Raw genomic sequence first — 14,310 nt, 5'->3', positions numbered from 1 at the left:
CGGTCTGAGACGAAAAAGGGCTCGCAAGTGCGAGCCCTTTCTTTTTCGTGGTTCTTGGCGAATTAACGCTTCGAGAACTGGAACGAACGACGCGCTTTGCGCTTACCGTATTTCTTACGTTCCACAACGCGGCTGTCGCGGGTCAGGAAGCCAGCGGCTTTCAAAGCGCTACGCAGGTTGGGATCGTACAGCTGCAGCGCTTTCGAAATGCCGTGCTTGACCGCGCCGGCCTGACCGGTCAGGCCACCGCCTTTGACGGTTGCGACAACGTCGAACTCACCTTCCACACCGGCAACCTGGAACGGCTGGCGAAGGATCAGCTGCAGAACGGGACGTGCAAAATACTTGTCCTGGTCCTTGCCGTTCACGGTGACCTTGCCGGAACCCGGCTTGATCCACACGCGGGCAACAGCGTCTTTACGCTTGCCGGTGGCATAGGAACGACCGAGCTCGTCACGCACGGGTTCGCGCACGATGACTTCTTCGGCCACGGTTTCAACGCCTGCGACGGCGCTCAGCTCTTCGAGAGTATTGATCTGATCAGCCATCGGTCATTAGCTCCGGGTGTTTTTCTTGTTCATGGACTTCACGTCCAGAACTTCGGGCGCTTGCGCCTCGTGGGGATGCTCGCCACCGGCGTAAACGCGTAGGTTGGTCATCTGCTGGCGTGCCAGACGGTTGCCCGGCAGCATGCGCTTGACGGCCTGAACGACTACGCGCTCGGGGTGTGCACCTTCCAGAATCTGCTGTTTGGTGCGCGACTTGATGCCGCCCGGGTGGCCGGTGTGCCAGTAGAAGTTCTCTTCACGCTTCTTGCCGGTCATCTGGATTTTGTCAGCGTTGATCACGATGACATTGTCGCCCATGTCCATGTTCGGGGTGAACGACGCTTTGTGCTTGCCACGCAGACGCATGGCGACGATCGAGGCAAGACGGCCCAGAACAACGCCCTCGGCGTCGATCAGGATCCATTTCTTGTCGATGTCTGCAGGTGTTGCAGAAAAGGTTTTCATGGCAGGATAGTCCTGTTTGATGTGAAAGACCGCCCCCTAACGGAGCGGCCCGAATTCGATGGACGGGTTTTATGAGGTGTGCACGCGCGCGTCAAGCACACAGGAATAGATTTAAATATGCAAAAACAGATGCTTACAAAATAGGTATTACTTTACCCCATATTTCTGCCACTCTGTTTTGGGCAAAACCCACCGCATCCACATGGCATTGCCATTGCCAAGATCGCGGGGCCGGGTGTCGATGTGATGCGCCCCAAGCTTCGCGGTGGCCTTCTGCGAACGGATATTCGATGGGTCGATGTGAAACCAGACCTCATCCCGGTCCTGAAACGCATGGTTCAGCATCAGAGTCTTCACAGCCCCATTGCTGGTCCCGCCCCAATGATCCCGCACAAGGAAACTATAGCCGATCGCGATCCCGCCGGGCGTCTCGGGTGGCTCGTAGTATCTTGAACACCCAACAACCCGACCACCTGTTTCACGAATTGTGACGGTGCCCCCTGCCCCCAACAAGAAATCGAAATACGGACGAAACACCGCTTTTTCGTGCCGAGTCTTCGCCGGATGCCCGGCCCAGATCAAAGGGTCACTGGCGGCTGCATAAAGGGGCCCGAAGTCGGTCTCGATCATGGGGGAGATCACAAACCCGCTGCCGCGCAATTCTGGGAGATGCATCAAGCCCTCCTCTCAGACCGAAATCTGTTCCGGCGGATTGTCCAGCAACCGACGCAGGCGTTGCATCGCGTCCTCGAACCTTTCAAGCGAAACATGTCCGTTCATGGCGATGCGTATTGCGTTGGGGGCACGCCCATCACGCAGCGCAAACTCGTCCGCCGAACGAAGCTGAATGCCCTCTCGCTCGGCTGCGCGGCTGAACGCGGCCGCTCGCCAGCCGGATGGCAGGTTCAGCCAGACAAAAGGCACCTCTGGTGCCCAATTCAGGTCAAATCCGCCCAGAGCATTCACGGCGATCCGAACGTATTCTCCCATTTTAGCTCTCACCTCCTGCGCAATCTGACGGGTTCGGGGATCGGTCAGAAGCAGACGCGTGAGTTCGGCCAAAGGTTGCGCCAGACCAAAATACCCATATTCGGCCGAGCGCCGCAGATCGACACTGCGATCCCGCGGCGCAATGGCAAAACCCACGCGCAAGGCCGGCGTCAATGTCTTCGAGATCGACGACACGTGCCAGCCTCGTTCCGGCGCAAGGGCTCGGTAGCTGGGCTCGCGCGCGTCACCCATGCGATAGCAGTCGTCCTCGATGATCTGCACATCGTACCGCCTGGCGATCTCGACCACTTCCTTGCGCCGTTCCAGCGGGGCATGTGTGCCTGTGGGGTTCTGCACCTCGGGTGAGACACACACAGCCTGCGCCGGGGTCTGCCTGAGGACATGTTCCATGGCGTTGGGATCAATACCCCACTTGTCCATCTTCACGCCCACGGTGTCGGCGCGCATCAACTCTCCGGCCCGGCGGAACCCGGCATAGGAAAGATCTTCGACCAAAACGACGGGCTTGGCACCTCGCAAAATCGTCTGGAACACAAGGCACAATCCGTTCTGTCCTCCATGAGTCAGAACGATATCGTCATGCGACAAGGGCCCGAGCGGTAAATCGGATAACCATTCAACCACGGCCTGTCGCATCGGCTTATAGGCGTCGCGGGTCGGATAGTTCAGAAACAACCCGGGATCGGATTGCGCAACCTTCTGCAGACATTCCCGGATCAGCGTCACCTGCCCGACATCCGCCAGCCGAGGGCTGAACAGGCTGACATTGGCATTGTATTTGTCGTCCCGCAGATGAAGTTGTCGCGCCCAGACATCATCCAGTATCGGCGATTTCGGAGGGGCCACGAATGTACCACGCCCCACCTCGGCATTTAACAATCCCTCATCGGTCAGAATCGTGTAAGCGCGTGCTACGGTGCCTGGTGTAATTTGCAATCGATACGCCAGCTCACGCACTGGTGGCAGTTTTGTTCCAACCTCCAGCATTTTGTTATCAATGGCTTTTCGAATTGTCTCGGCCACCAATGTATATTTGGGACCTTTGGATTTCGGCAGTACGTCCGGCCAAATTGTATCCATTACAATTCTTCCTTTGATTTTGACACAATGTCGAATGTATCAAGCACATATACCGAACAACTCTACTTTGTGTCAATACAATTTGAAAGGATACCCAGATGACACGCGCAACGTACAACCCCGCCCTTCTGCTGCTGAACGACAGTCCCCGGCTGCCGTTGATTGCTGCTCTGGCCGTGCGGTTTGCGGCGACGGTCACGAAATGGGAACAACGTCGCCGCAGCAGAATTAACCTCGGCCGGCTTGATGACAGGTTGCTCCGTGATGTTGGCCTGACGCGCCATCAGGCCGGAACGGAAAGCAGCCGCTATTTCTGGATGAGTTAAGAAATCCCCAGTCCCTTTTGGGACCTCTTCCTGGCCGGGGTTCGCCCCGGCCCTTTTTTATCCTGCTGCCGCCGCAGCTGAACCTTCGGGCGGTATCGAATAGGTCATACTGGCCCGCGCGACCGGTTTGTCAGATCCCTCGGAATAGATCAGGACATCACCGATTGCCAACGTGCGCCCCAGTTTCAAAAGGCGACATTGGGCGATCATATCGGCATTTCCTTTCGGTTTGCGCAGAAAGTCCATAGAACTGCTGGTGGTCACCGCCAGCGACTTGCGCCCCTTTCGGGCGAGCACCATCGCATATACGCACACATCAGCCAGACCAAACATCGACGGACCCGAAACAGTGCCGCCCGGACGCAAATGCCGATCCTGGACCAACAGTCGCATGGTGATCGCGTCTTCGGACAGCGCTTCGACCACAAAGTCTTTGTGCACCTGCGGGAAGACCTGTTTCAGGTAGTCCGTCAGCTCTTGCTTGTTCAGGGCCAATGACATGCTTCCCCTCCGTTATCTGCCGCATTAGAGTTGGCCCGGATTCAGGCTGGAGGACAAGATGGGAATTCTGGAACGTAGCGACACAGGTGCCATTGCGCGCCTGACGATGAATGCCCCCGACCGGCTGAACGCCCTGAGCGACGAGATGATTGCCGCGCTGCAGGCGGAACTTGATGCACTGCGCGAGGACCGCTCGATCCGGGTGGTGATCCTGTCCGGCGCAGGCAAGGCCTTTTGCGCAGGGCATGATTTGAAGCAGATGACACAGGGCCGCCAATCGGAAGATGGCGGCAAGGCGTATTTTCGCGACCTGTTTGACCGCTGCGCCAACATGATGATGTCGATCCAAAGCCTGCCGCAGCCGGTGATTGCCCAACCCCACGGGATTGCGACTGCCGCAGGGTGCCAATTGGTCGCCACCTGCGATCTGGCGGTTGCGGCTGAAGGCACGCGGTTCGGGGTGAACGGCGTCAATATCGGCCTGTTCTGTTCAACCCCCATGGTCGCGCTCAGCCGCAACATCCCACGCAAACAAGCGTTCGAAATGTTGACGACCGGAGATTTCATCGATGCCAACCGCGCGTCCGAGCTTGGCCTGGTCAACCGGGTTGTCCCGGAAATGTTGCTGGAACATGAGACAAACGCGCTGGCCGAAACGCTGTCGTCCAAGCTGGGAGCGGCGGTCAAAATCGGCAAGCATGCGTTTTATGAACAACTGCAAATGCCGTTGGATCAGGCCTATGCCTATACCGCCGAGGTAATGACACAGAATATGTTGGACCGTGATACCAAAGAAGGAATCTCGGCGTTTATCGAGAAACGGCCGCCAAATTGGCAGCAATAAAGCAATTATTTTAAGTAAATATGACCACTGTTCGCATTTTTGGACTTTTCAAAAGGGCGACACTGTGGCAATGGTGAGTCAAGGCTAAGGCCTTGTGGATACTTTTGGGTCGCCGTAGGCGGAAGGTCCCTCCTGACTGGTTTCTCTCACCAGTCGCGACATTCCCGCAGCGGCGACCCCAAGACCTCCCTCCTCGAACTTCATTGAAACCCCTGTTGCGATAGGCGTGTGACTGCCCTATGTGGCAGCCCATGACTGAGATTTTGCATATCGTGGGCGGCGGCATGGCCGGGTCCGAAGCCGCTTGGCAGGCAGCCGAAATGGGCGTGGACGTTGTGATCCACGAAATGCGTCCCAAAGTGGGCACTTTTGCGCATCAGACCGGCAATCTGGCCGAGATGGTGTGTTCCAATTCCTTTCGCTCGGATGATGATGAACAAAATGCCGTTGGCCTGCTGCATTGGGAAATGCGCGCCGCGAATGGCTTGATCATGGGCACCGCCGATGCGCATCGTCTGCCCGCGGGCGGCGCGCTGGCGGTTGATCGCGATCCCTTTGCCGAAACCGTCACCGCCAGGCTGCGCAACCATCCGCGCGTGTCTGTCACGGACGAGGAAGTCACCTCGCTGCCCGATACCGGACACTGGATATTTGCCACGGGCCCGCTGACCTCAGCCGCCTTGGGGGCCTCTATCCGGTCCGAGACGGGTGCCGATGCTCTGGCCTTTTTCGACGCAATTGCCCCGATCGTCTATGCTGACAGCATCGACATGAGCCAGGCCTGGATGCAGTCCCGCTATGACAAGGGCGAAACCGAACAAGAGCGCACGGCATACCTGAACTGCCCGATGGATCGCGACCAGTACGAGGCTTTTATCGACGCATTGCTGGCGGCTGACAAAACCGAGTTTCACGAAGGTGAAACCGCCGGGTATTTCGATGGCTGTCTGCCAATTGAGGTTATGGCCGAACGCGGCCGGGAAACTCTGCGCCACGGACCGATGAAGCCGGTCGGCCTGACAAACCCGCACCAGCCGGATGTCAAGCCTCATGCGGTTGTGCAACTGCGTCGCGACAATGCGCTTGGAACCTTGTTCAACATCGTGGGTTTTCAGACCAAGATGAAATACGGGGCGCAGACGGATGTGTTTCGGATGATACCGGGGCTTGAGACTGCCAGCTTTGCCCGTCTCGGCGGCATTCATCGCAACACCTTCATCAACTCGCCCACCCTGCTGGATGCACAAATGCGGTTGAAGTCGCGCCCCAATATCCGCTTTGCCGGTCAGATCACCGGTGTCGAAGGTTATGTGGAAAGCGCCGCGATGGGTCTGTTGGCCGGGCGTATGGCAGCAGCCGAGATTCTGGGGTCTCCGCTGCCCGACATTCCGCAAGACAGCGCCATGGGCGCCCTGATCCACCACATCACCGATGGTGCCGAGGCCAAGACTTTTCAGCCCATGAACGTGAATTTCGGACTGTTTCGTCCGGTTGATGGCCTGAAAGGTGGACGTCGAGGCCGCAAAGACCGCTACAAGGCCTACACAGATCGTGCCAAATCCGCATGGACGGCCTGGCTCTCGCATTGCTGACTGGACGGCACATGCGTGCTGGGCCTAACATGCATCCATGACCAAAAAGTTCCTGAAAGACACATACGGGTTGGACACGCCGCAAGACACGCGGGATCATTATCAGAACTGGGCCGCATCCTACGATGACGAAGTCGGCGAGAATGGCTATGCCACTCCAGGTCGCGTGGCCTCGGCCCTCAGGTCCTTTATCACCGATGACCAGATTCCGGTTTTGGACTACGGATGCGGCACCGGTCTGTCCGGGTTGGCGCTGCATCAGGCCGGGTTTCGCGTGATCGATGGCATGGACCCCACGCCGAAAATGCTTGAGGCCGCAGATGCCAAAGGTGTCTACCGAAAACTCATCAGTTTCGAGATCACCGATCCAGACCCGCTTCAGGCTCACACGTACACGGTAATTGTGGCAACCGGTGTCATTGGCGCGGGCGCAGCCCCGCCAGAAACCTTCGACTTGTTGATGAACGCTTTGCCCAAAGGTGGCCATCTCGCCTTTTCCTTCAACGATCACACACTCGCTGAACGGGCCTACACATGCCGCCTGAACGATTGGCTGGATATGGGGCACGCGCGACTGCTGTTTCGGGAATATGGCCCCCATCTGCCTGGGCTCGACATGAAATCTGTCGTGTATGTTGTAGAAAAAGCGTGACGTTCATCACCCGGTTCGCGCCTTCACCCACAGGGCCGCTTCACCTTGGACATGCCTATTCCGCGCTTCTGGCGCATGATATGGCGCAGGCCAATGCCGGCCAGATACTGCTGCGGATCGAGGATATAGACCAATCCCGATCCCGCCGACACTGGGAAACCCAAATCCATGACGATCTGGCGTGGCTCGGTCTGACATGGCCCGAACCGGTGATGCGACAATCCGGCAGGCTCACTCGATACCGGCAAGCCCTGGACAAGCTGATCACTAAGGGTCTGGTCTATCCCTGCTCATGCAGCCGCTCGGATATCGAGGCCGCAGCCAGCGCCCCGCAAGAAGGTGTGCCCCAATTTGGTCCGGACGGTCGTATCTACCAGGGAACCTGCCGGCAACGCCCCATGACGGATGCGCGCGCGCAAGACGTGCTACGGCTCAACATGCAAAAAGCCATGGATGTAACCCGACTTGTTCAGTTTCAGGAAACCGGGCCGAAACATCAGGGAACGCACCCCCTCACCGCCAACGACCTCCTGACGTCCGTCGGTGACATAATTCTTGTGCGCCGCAACATGGGCAGTTCCTATCACCTGTCTGTCGTGGTCGACGACGCGGATCAGCGGATCACCCATGTCATCCGCGGAGAAGACCTGTTCGAAGCGACCCGAATCCACGTCCTGCTGCAACATCTGCTTGAACTGCCCACTCCCACATATCACCATCACCGCCTGATACGGGACGACACAGGCAAACGTCTCGCCAAGCGTGACGATGCGCGCGCCATCGCACTCTACCGAGACCAGGGCAACACCCCGCAACAGATCAGAGCCATGCTCGGTCTCTGACCCGGTCTTCATCTTTTCAAAAATACTCTCGCCGAAGGCATGACGCCGCAGGCGGCATTCACGCCATCGGAGGCATCAACTCGGTTTCGGCCCCATCCCGTATCGCCGTGTAAAAACAGCTCCGCCGGTTGGTATGACATGCAGGCCCGGTCTGACGCACCAGAACCAACAGGCAATCGCGATCACAATCGACACGAAAATCCACCAATTCCTGCACATGTCCCGAGCTTTCGCCCTTGACCCAAAATGCCTGCCGCGAGCGGGACCAATAGGTGACCCGTCCCGTTTCCAGGGTCCGCTGGACGGCTTTGGCATTCATCCAGGCCATCATCAGGACCTCGCCGGTCCCTTCTTCCTGCGCGATGGCCGGGATGAGCCCGGCCTCGTTGAACTTCAAGCTCGACACATCAAACGCCACAGTTGCCGACATGTTAAAAACCTTTTGCATCCCCGAGTCAGGCTACTATGTATGGGGAACCTGCAAAGAGGGAAAGCCATGAGCGGCGAAACCGATCTGATCAAGCTCTATTCCGGCCGCATTCTTGCGCTCGCGGCGGACATCCCGCATCTGGAGCGTCTGGAAAACCCGGATGCGACCGTGAAAAAACGCGCTCCGCTTTGCGGCTCGACCGTGGCTGTCGACGTCAAGGTAGAGGACGGGAAGATCTCGGCATTCGGGCAGGATGTGAAAGCTTGCGCGCTGGGTCAGGCCTCGGCTTCGGTTGTAGGCGGTGCCGTCATAGGCGTCACACGGGCGCAGGTTGAAACCGCTCGCGATCAGTTGTCCGCCATGCTCAAGAAAGACGGCCCCGCCCCGGACGCGCCGTTTGACGGGCTCGAAGTTCTAATGCCCGCGCGCGACTACAAGAACCGTCACGCATCAATCTTGCTGGCACTGGACGCAACCGCCGAGGCGATGGAACAGGCAGAGCAGGCCGATTGCGCCTGATGGTGTTTTTCAGCGTTCCGGTCTAGGCTCCTTACAATTAAGGGAGCTTTAGTTTGAATAATCTTTTGGAACATTTTGTTACGCTTTGGGTGGTTATCGACCCCATCGGCACCATTCCGGTGTTCATTGCCGTGACAGCCGGTGTCGAGGCCGCGGCGCGCCGGCGTACCGCATTGTTGGCCGCTCTTATCAGTGCCGGTGTTCTTATGTTCTTTTTGGTGTTTGGCCAGCTTCTCATCGAGGCTTTGGACATCGGCCTCAATTCGTTTCAGGTGGCAGGCGGTATCATCCTGTTCCTTTTTGCGCTCACCATGATTTTTGGCGAAAGCAAACAGGATGTCGAGGCTCGAGAGGCGGAAGAGGATCAGGCCGACAAAATGCATCAGCACAATCCGGCGATATTTCCATTGGCTGTGCCGTCCTTGGCATCGCCCGGCGCCATGCTGGCCATCGTCATACTGACCGACAACAATCGCTACAGCGCGGCAGATCAGGGGATCACTGCTTTGGTCATGCTCAGCGTGATCGCCATTGCCTTTGTCCTGATGCTGTTGGCCGAGCCCATCATTCGCTGGATCGGCCATTCCGGCGCGGCCATCATTAGCCGCGTCATGGGCATGATTCTGGCTTCGGTTGCCGTGAATTCCGTACTCTCTGCATTGCTCGAGATATTCAGAACCGGGCAGCTATAAAAAAGCCGCCGCACCTTCCGGGCGGAAAGGGCGGCGGCAGGTCATGCGTGTCTCGCGTGGGGTCCAGAGAACCGCGCGGGGCCGAGGCTGGCCCCTTCAAAGGGTATGGGACAGGCAGGTCACCCTTGTCATATGGGGACGACAAACACGGGTCATCGGCACGAGATCGCAGGCAGAAAGGGTCAGAATCCGGTTGGCAGGTGAAGGGCAACCACCAGCATGACAACCAGGGAAACCGCACCGATCGCATCTTGCAGGATGGTTGATTGCGAACGGCTGAACGCGGTCTTTATCTGGGTCAGCATGGTCTCACCTCCGGTCGGGATTTAACTCTTTGTTGACCTTTTGTTCTCATATTTTTCCGAGTCGGTAAAGAACTTTATGAGAACATTTGTGAACTTTCTGAAAAATCAAGCTTAACCCACTGAAATCAAACGGATCGCTTGATCCTGTTTCATCAGCCACAAAAGAACGCGCACGGCGCGACCCCTGTCGGACGTCAGTTTCGGGTCCGCAGACAGCAGCGCCCGGGCATCCGACTGCGCAACCGCCATCAGGCCGGTCTGCCGTTCCAGATCGGCAATCCGGAATTTCGGCAATCCGGATTGCGCGGTCCCGATCAGGTCCCCGGCGCCGCGCATTTGCAGATCGGTTTCGGCGATCCTGAACCCGTCTTCTGTTTCACGTAGAACCTCCAACCGCCTGCGACCACCTTCGCTGAGCGGAGACTGATACATAAGTAAACAGGTGGAAGCGTCCGCGCCACGCCCGACACGGCCCCGTAGCTGATGCAATTGGGCAAGCCCGAAAATCTCAGCCCGTTCAATCACCATGATTGTGGCGTTCGGTACATTGACGCCGACCTCGATCACAGTCGTGGCAACCAGAGCCTTGGTGCGCCCGCTCTGAAATGCCGCCATCGCGGCATCTTTTTCAATCGGAGGCATCTGCCCATGCACCAGCCCAACAACGTCATCCCCAAGCACAGCCCGCAGTCTTTTGAACCGCTCTTCTGCGGCGGTCAGATCCGAGACCTCGGATTCGTCCACCAAAGGGCACACCCAGTAACACTGTTTGCCTTCATCAATGGCCCGGCGCAGATGCGAGACCACGTCGTCCATGCGCTGCGTGCTGACAATTGCCGTTTTGATCGGTTTACGCCCCGGTGGTTTTTCATCCAGAACCGAAACGTCCATGTCGCCGTATTGCGCCAAGGCCAGACTGCGTGGAATCGGAGTAGCAGTCATGACCAGCACATCCGCCCCCTGCCCCTTCTCTGACAGCTCCATACGCTGCCGAACGCCAAACCGGTGCTGTTCGTCTGCGATCGCCAACCGCAGGCCGTGAAATTCCACGTCGCTTTGAAAAACCGCGTGGGTGCCGACCAGAATGTGAATGTCGCCGCGTTTCAAGGCCTCCAGTTTGGCCTGTCGTTCTGCCCCTTTGTCGCGCCCGGTCAAAATCTCCAACACAACTCCGGCCTCTTCGGCCAGCGGGCGCAAGCCTTCAAGATGCTGGCGAGCGAGGATTTCCGTGGGGGCCATCATGACGCCCTGCCCCCCGGCCTCGACGGCAACCAGCAGCGCCATGAATGCCACCAGAGTCTTCCCGGCGCCCACATCGCCCTGCAGCAACCGGTTCATGCGCGCGTCGGACGCCATGTCTGCTGAAATTTCAGCAATCGCGCGCGACTGCGCTTTTGTCGGCCGATAAGGCAGGCTGGCCAGTACCTTGGATTGCAGCGCGCCAGTTGAGACGCTTATAATGCCACGCGCCTTTCGTTCTCGCTGCCGCGCCAGAGCCAGGGTCAATTGATGCGCCAGCAACTCGTCATATGCCAGCCGCTCGCGGGCGGGCGCGAATGGCGCCACATCATCGGCCCCCTGCGGTGCGTGCGCTGCGTGAACCGCGTCATGCCATGCGGGCCACTCTTGTTGGGCCACCTGTGCAGGGTCGGCCCATTCCGCCAGTTCGGGCGCACAGGCCAGGGCGCTGCGCGCCGCCTTGAACGCGGTTTTCTGCGTGACGCCCTGTGTCAAATGATAAACCGGCTCAAACTCGGGCAACGCGCCGGCCTGATCCACGGGCACCATATGGTCCGGGTGCACCATTTGGGCCATGCCATCGAACAGCTCAAGCTTGCCGGATACAACGCGGCGCGCGCCCTCGGGCAGAACCTTTTTCAAGTAATCGCCCCGAGCATGGAAAAACACCAACTGAAAATCCGTCTGGTTATCCTCGACATGCACACGATACGCCCCGCCCTTGGTGCGCGGAGGTCGGTGCGGACCGATGGTAACTTCAACGGTTATCGTGGATGGTAGGTCCGCGCCTTGAATCGTGTCACGCCGCCTGCGATCTATCACAGCGTAGGGCAAGGCGAACAGCACATCACGCGGTGCCTCGATCCCCAATTGGCCCATAAGTTGCGCCGTTTTTGGACCTATGCCATCCAGTGTCTCCAGCCGGGCAAACAGGGGAAACAGTTCTTCGGGGCGACCGCTCATGCATCCCCGATCAGCTGCAACCAGCCATCTTCGTCCAACGTTTCGATCCCAAGATCCGCAGCTTTCTTTGCCTTGGAACCCGCGCCCGGCCCTGCAACCAGAAGGTCGGTCTTCTGACTGACCGAGCCTGAAACCTTGGCCCCCAATGCCTCGGCCCGCGCCTTGGCCTCAGCCCGCGTCATCTTTTCCAACGTCCCGGTGAACACAACCGTTTTCCCCGCAACAGGGCTTTCCGATGCCGGGGCCTCGGGCGGAACAATCGTAAGATGCGCGCGCAGATCATCGAATGCCTTACGCTCATCTCTATTGGCGAAAGCGTCCGAGAGAGACAGGCCCAAGGTCGCCCCGATACCGTCTATGCCAATCAGTTCTGCCCAGGCGGTCACAGCAGATTCCGGCAGGTCGTATGTTTTGGTTTTGGCAAAGCGGGCCTCTTTGATGTTCGCCCGCCGGCCTTCACTGGCGGCGGCGGCACGTTCTTGCTCTTCAGCCTGATCTGCCTCTCGCTGTGCCAAAGCGGCGGGGCGCGCGGCATCTATCGCCTGCGCCATCGTGTCCCAATCGCGGTAAAACAGCGCCAAATCGCGCGCGCCAACCTCTCCGACATGTCGGATGCCCAGGGCAAACAATACACGTGCAAAGGCAATGGTGCGTTTGTCGTCGATGGCTGCAAACAGGTTGGCGGCAGAGGTATCTCCCCAACCGTCACGGTTCTTCAGGCGCGATATGCTCTGAGCGTCACGCGCTTGCAGCGTGAAGATGTCCGCAGGCGTGTTGATCGGCAGCACCGGGTCACCGTGGAACATTTCGATCTGCTTGGCCCCGAGACCTTCGATATCAAACGCCTTGCGCGACACGAAATGTTTCAGTTTTTCCACGGCCTGCGCCGGGCAGATCAATCCACCTGTGCATCGCCGCACGGCGTCTCCGTCTTCGCGGATGGCGGCACTGCCACATTCGGGACATACGGTCGGGAACAGATAAGGCTGCGCGTCATCCGGGCGCTTCGACAGGTTCACATCCGAGATCTTTGGGATCACGTCACCAGCGCGATAGACCTGAACCCAATCACCGATCCGAATATCCTTGCCGTCGCGAATGGTTCCACCTTTCGCATCCCGTCCTGCAACGTAATCCTCGTTATGCAAAGTGGCGTTGGACACCACGACGCCGCCCACGGTCACCGGGTGCAACCGTGCAACAGGGCTGAGCGCCCCGGTGCGTCCAACCTGAATGTCAATCGCCTCGAGCCGCGTCCACGCCAGTTCCGCCGGGAATTTGTGCGCGATGGCCCATCGCGGTGTCGTCGAGCGGAACCCGAGCCGAGCCTGCAACCCCAGATCGTCGACCTTGTATACCACGCCATCGATGTCATAACCCAACGTGGCGCGTTGTGCCTCGATCCTGCGATAGTGCTCCAGCATGTCGCCGGTTGAGCCACATTGGCGGGTCAGCGGATTGACCTGAAATCCGAATCTCTGCAAGCGGTCGATGGCGCCTGACTGGGTTTCCGCCAAAGGCGCTGACACCTCACCCCATGCATAGGCAAAAAAGCGCAAGGGGCGCGATTTGGTGATTTCGGCGTCCAGTTGCCGCAACGATCCCGCCGCCGCGTTTCGCGGGTTTGCAAAGACTTTTCCGCCCGCCTCAGCCTGTCGGGCATTCAGCGCATCAAAATCCTGATGCGACATGTAAACTTCGCCCCGAACCTCGAGGATGGCCGGAGCATCCGGGATCTGCTGGGGAATATCCGAGACGGTTCGCGCATTTGCCGTGACATTCTCGCCCACTTCGCCATCGCCGCGGGTGGCCGCCTTAACAAGCTGGCCATTTTCATAGCGCAGAGACAAGGACAAGCCGTCAATCTTGGGCTCTGCTGTAAAAGACAGCGGCTCCGCCTCGGGCAGGCCCAGGTACTTTCGGATGGAACGATCGAAATCCGCGACGTCGGCATCGTCAAACGCGTTGCCCAGCGACATCATGCGCACGGCATGCGTGACTTTGGAAAACCCGTCCGCCGGCCGCGCACCCACTTGATCCGAGGGGCTGTCTGTACGTTTCAAGCCGGGAAAGCGGGCCTCGATTGCCGCGTTTCGTTGCTTGAGCCTATCATAAGCCGCGTCCGAAATTTCGGGGCTGTCGTCGCGGTGGTAGAACTGATTGGCACGCTGCAGCGCGACGGCCAAACGCGCCAGTTCTTGCCGCGCTTGATCTTCGCTCAACTCTGATACCGGGATGGTGTCGCTCATGGCCTCGCCCTGTCACGTCTTCTTGGACCTCAGTGATAGGGCGAGGCCATGG

Annotated in this window: 16 protein-coding genes; 7 read left to right on the top strand and 9 right to left on the bottom strand. The window is 58.6% G+C overall.

Annotated features, from left to right (window positions below; genetic code table 11):
* Window positions 1–62: 62 nt before the first annotated feature.
* The 4 genes from rpsI to ACRZ9X_RS15335 form a co-directional block, all read right to left on the bottom strand.
* On the bottom strand, window positions 63–548 hold the full coding sequence (gene rpsI, locus ACRZ9X_RS15350; protein WP_480520360.1) for a 30S ribosomal protein S9: 486 nt from the start codon (window positions 546–548) through the stop codon (window positions 63–65).
* A gap of 6 nt (window positions 549–554) precedes the next feature.
* Window positions 555–1,013 carry a 50S ribosomal protein L13 gene (rplM, locus tag ACRZ9X_RS15345; RefSeq protein WP_480520358.1) on the bottom strand — a complete coding sequence of 153 codons (459 nt, stop codon included), beginning with the start codon at window positions 1,011–1,013 and terminating at the stop codon, window positions 555–557.
* Window positions 1,014–1,160: 147 nt separating this feature from the next.
* Window positions 1,161–1,688, bottom strand: coding sequence for a GNAT family N-acetyltransferase (locus tag ACRZ9X_RS15340; protein WP_480520356.1), 528 nt, complete (start codon window positions 1,686–1,688; stop codon window positions 1,161–1,163).
* Between the two features lie 12 nt (window positions 1,689–1,700).
* Window positions 1,701–3,104 (bottom strand): aminotransferase-like domain-containing protein, encoded by a 1,404-nt coding sequence (locus ACRZ9X_RS15335; RefSeq protein ID WP_480520354.1) that lies wholly within the window; start codon window positions 3,102–3,104, stop codon window positions 1,701–1,703.
* A 98-nt stretch (window positions 3,105–3,202) separates the two neighbouring features.
* Here ACRZ9X_RS15335 and ACRZ9X_RS15330 point away from each other — a divergent pair, with 98 nt between their 5' ends.
* On the top strand, window positions 3,203–3,430 hold the full coding sequence (locus ACRZ9X_RS15330) for a DUF1127 domain-containing protein (RefSeq protein WP_480520352.1): 228 nt from the start codon (window positions 3,203–3,205) through the stop codon (window positions 3,428–3,430).
* Window positions 3,431–3,487: 57 nt separating this feature from the next.
* On the opposite strand, the gene ACRZ9X_RS15325 is transcribed toward ACRZ9X_RS15330, so the two are convergent.
* On the bottom strand, window positions 3,488–3,931 hold the full coding sequence (locus ACRZ9X_RS15325; RefSeq protein ID WP_480520350.1) for a PaaI family thioesterase: 444 nt from the start codon (window positions 3,929–3,931) through the stop codon (window positions 3,488–3,490).
* Window positions 3,932–3,989: 58 nt separating this feature from the next.
* Between ACRZ9X_RS15325 and ACRZ9X_RS15320 the strand changes: the two genes are divergently transcribed.
* The 4 genes from ACRZ9X_RS15320 to gluQRS all read left to right on the top strand — a co-directional run bounded on the left by ACRZ9X_RS15320 (window position 3,990) and on the right by gluQRS (window position 7,861).
* Entirely contained in the window at window positions 3,990–4,775 is a 786-nt protein-coding gene (locus ACRZ9X_RS15320) for an enoyl-CoA hydratase (protein ID WP_480520348.1), read from the top strand.
* A 251-nt stretch (window positions 4,776–5,026) separates the two neighbouring features.
* Window positions 5,027–6,367, top strand: coding sequence for a methylenetetrahydrofolate--tRNA-(uracil(54)-C(5))-methyltransferase (FADH(2)-oxidizing) TrmFO (gene trmFO / locus ACRZ9X_RS15315; protein WP_480520346.1), 1,341 nt, complete (start codon window positions 5,027–5,029; stop codon window positions 6,365–6,367).
* Between the two features lie 37 nt (window positions 6,368–6,404).
* Window positions 6,405–7,019, top strand: a complete 615-nt coding sequence (locus tag ACRZ9X_RS15310; protein ID WP_480520344.1) for a class I SAM-dependent DNA methyltransferase — start codon at window positions 6,405–6,407, stop codon at window positions 7,017–7,019.
* On the top strand, window positions 7,016–7,861 hold the full coding sequence (gene gluQRS, locus ACRZ9X_RS15305; protein WP_480520342.1) for a tRNA glutamyl-Q(34) synthetase GluQRS: 846 nt from the start codon (window positions 7,016–7,018) through the stop codon (window positions 7,859–7,861). Before ACRZ9X_RS15310 ends, gluQRS begins: the two co-directional genes overlap by 4 nt.
* Window positions 7,862–7,919: 58 nt before the next feature.
* On the opposite strand, the gene hisI is transcribed toward gluQRS, so the two are convergent.
* A complete protein-coding gene (gene hisI, locus ACRZ9X_RS15300) occupies window positions 7,920–8,309 on the bottom strand; it encodes a phosphoribosyl-AMP cyclohydrolase (RefSeq protein WP_480520340.1) in 390 nt (129 codons plus the stop codon).
* Between the two features lie 48 nt (window positions 8,310–8,357).
* On the opposite strand from hisI, the gene ACRZ9X_RS15295 reads away from it, so the two are divergent.
* Both ACRZ9X_RS15295 and ACRZ9X_RS15290 read left to right on the top strand, forming a co-directional pair.
* Complete coding sequence (locus ACRZ9X_RS15295; RefSeq protein WP_480520338.1) at window positions 8,358–8,810, top strand: iron-sulfur cluster assembly scaffold protein; 453 nt, start codon at window positions 8,358–8,360, stop codon at window positions 8,808–8,810.
* 53 nt (window positions 8,811–8,863) lie between these two features.
* Window positions 8,864–9,502, top strand: coding sequence for a MarC family protein (locus ACRZ9X_RS15290; RefSeq protein ID WP_480520336.1), 639 nt, complete (start codon window positions 8,864–8,866; stop codon window positions 9,500–9,502).
* A 182-nt stretch (window positions 9,503–9,684) separates the two neighbouring features.
* On the opposite strand, the gene ACRZ9X_RS15285 is transcribed toward ACRZ9X_RS15290, so the two are convergent.
* The 3 genes from ACRZ9X_RS15285 to ligA all read right to left on the bottom strand — a co-directional run bounded on the left by ACRZ9X_RS15285 (window position 9,685) and on the right by ligA (window position 14,258).
* A complete protein-coding gene (locus tag ACRZ9X_RS15285; protein WP_480520334.1) occupies window positions 9,685–9,807 on the bottom strand; it encodes a hypothetical protein in 123 nt (40 codons plus the stop codon).
* A 111-nt stretch (window positions 9,808–9,918) separates the two neighbouring features.
* Window positions 9,919–12,009: an ATP-dependent DNA helicase RecG gene (gene recG / locus ACRZ9X_RS15280; RefSeq protein WP_480520332.1), complete on the bottom strand. Its 2,091-nt coding sequence runs from the start codon at window positions 12,007–12,009 to the stop codon at window positions 9,919–9,921.
* Window positions 12,006–14,258, bottom strand: a complete 2,253-nt coding sequence (ligA, locus tag ACRZ9X_RS15275; RefSeq protein ID WP_480520330.1) for an NAD-dependent DNA ligase LigA — start codon at window positions 14,256–14,258, stop codon at window positions 12,006–12,008. Before ligA ends, recG begins: the two co-directional genes overlap by 4 nt.
* Window positions 14,259–14,310 lie beyond the last annotated feature (52 nt).

The organism is Ruegeria sp. AL1, assembly GCF_056540905.1.
The sequence above is the reverse complement of the archived record's forward strand: the minus strand, read 5'-3'. Positions and strand labels throughout refer to the sequence as shown.

Coding starts and splice junctions, on each gene's coding strand:
- rpsI (WP_480520360.1), bottom strand. CDS start 548: ATGGCTGATCAGATCAATACTCTCGAAGAGCTGAGCGCCGTCGCAGGC.
- rplM (WP_480520358.1), bottom strand. CDS start 1,013: ATGAAAACCTTTTCTGCAACACCTGCAGACATCGACAAGAAATGGATC.
- ACRZ9X_RS15340 (WP_480520356.1), bottom strand. CDS start 1,688: ATGCATCTCCCAGAATTGCGCGGCAGCGGGTTTGTGATCTCCCCCATG.
- ACRZ9X_RS15335 (WP_480520354.1), bottom strand. CDS start 3,104: ATGGATACAATTTGGCCGGACGTACTGCCGAAATCCAAAGGTCCCAAA.
- ACRZ9X_RS15330 (WP_480520352.1), top strand. CDS start 3,203: ATGACACGCGCAACGTACAACCCCGCCCTTCTGCTGCTGAACGACAGT.
- ACRZ9X_RS15325 (WP_480520350.1), bottom strand. CDS start 3,931: ATGTCATTGGCCCTGAACAAGCAAGAGCTGACGGACTACCTGAAACAG.
- ACRZ9X_RS15320 (WP_480520348.1), top strand. CDS start 3,990: ATGGGAATTCTGGAACGTAGCGACACAGGTGCCATTGCGCGCCTGACG.
- trmFO (WP_480520346.1), top strand. CDS start 5,027: ATGACTGAGATTTTGCATATCGTGGGCGGCGGCATGGCCGGGTCCGAA.
- ACRZ9X_RS15310 (WP_480520344.1), top strand. CDS start 6,405: ATGACCAAAAAGTTCCTGAAAGACACATACGGGTTGGACACGCCGCAA.
- hisI (WP_480520340.1), bottom strand. CDS start 8,309: ATGCAAAAGGTTTTTAACATGTCGGCAACTGTGGCGTTTGATGTGTCG.
- ACRZ9X_RS15295 (WP_480520338.1), top strand. CDS start 8,358: ATGAGCGGCGAAACCGATCTGATCAAGCTCTATTCCGGCCGCATTCTT.
- ACRZ9X_RS15285 (WP_480520334.1), bottom strand. CDS start 9,807: ATGCTGACCCAGATAAAGACCGCGTTCAGCCGTTCGCAATCAACCATC.
- recG (WP_480520332.1), bottom strand. CDS start 12,009: ATGAGCGGTCGCCCCGAAGAACTGTTTCCCCTGTTTGCCCGGCTGGAG.
- ligA (WP_480520330.1), bottom strand. CDS start 14,258: ATGAGCGACACCATCCCGGTATCAGAGTTGAGCGAAGATCAAGCGCGG.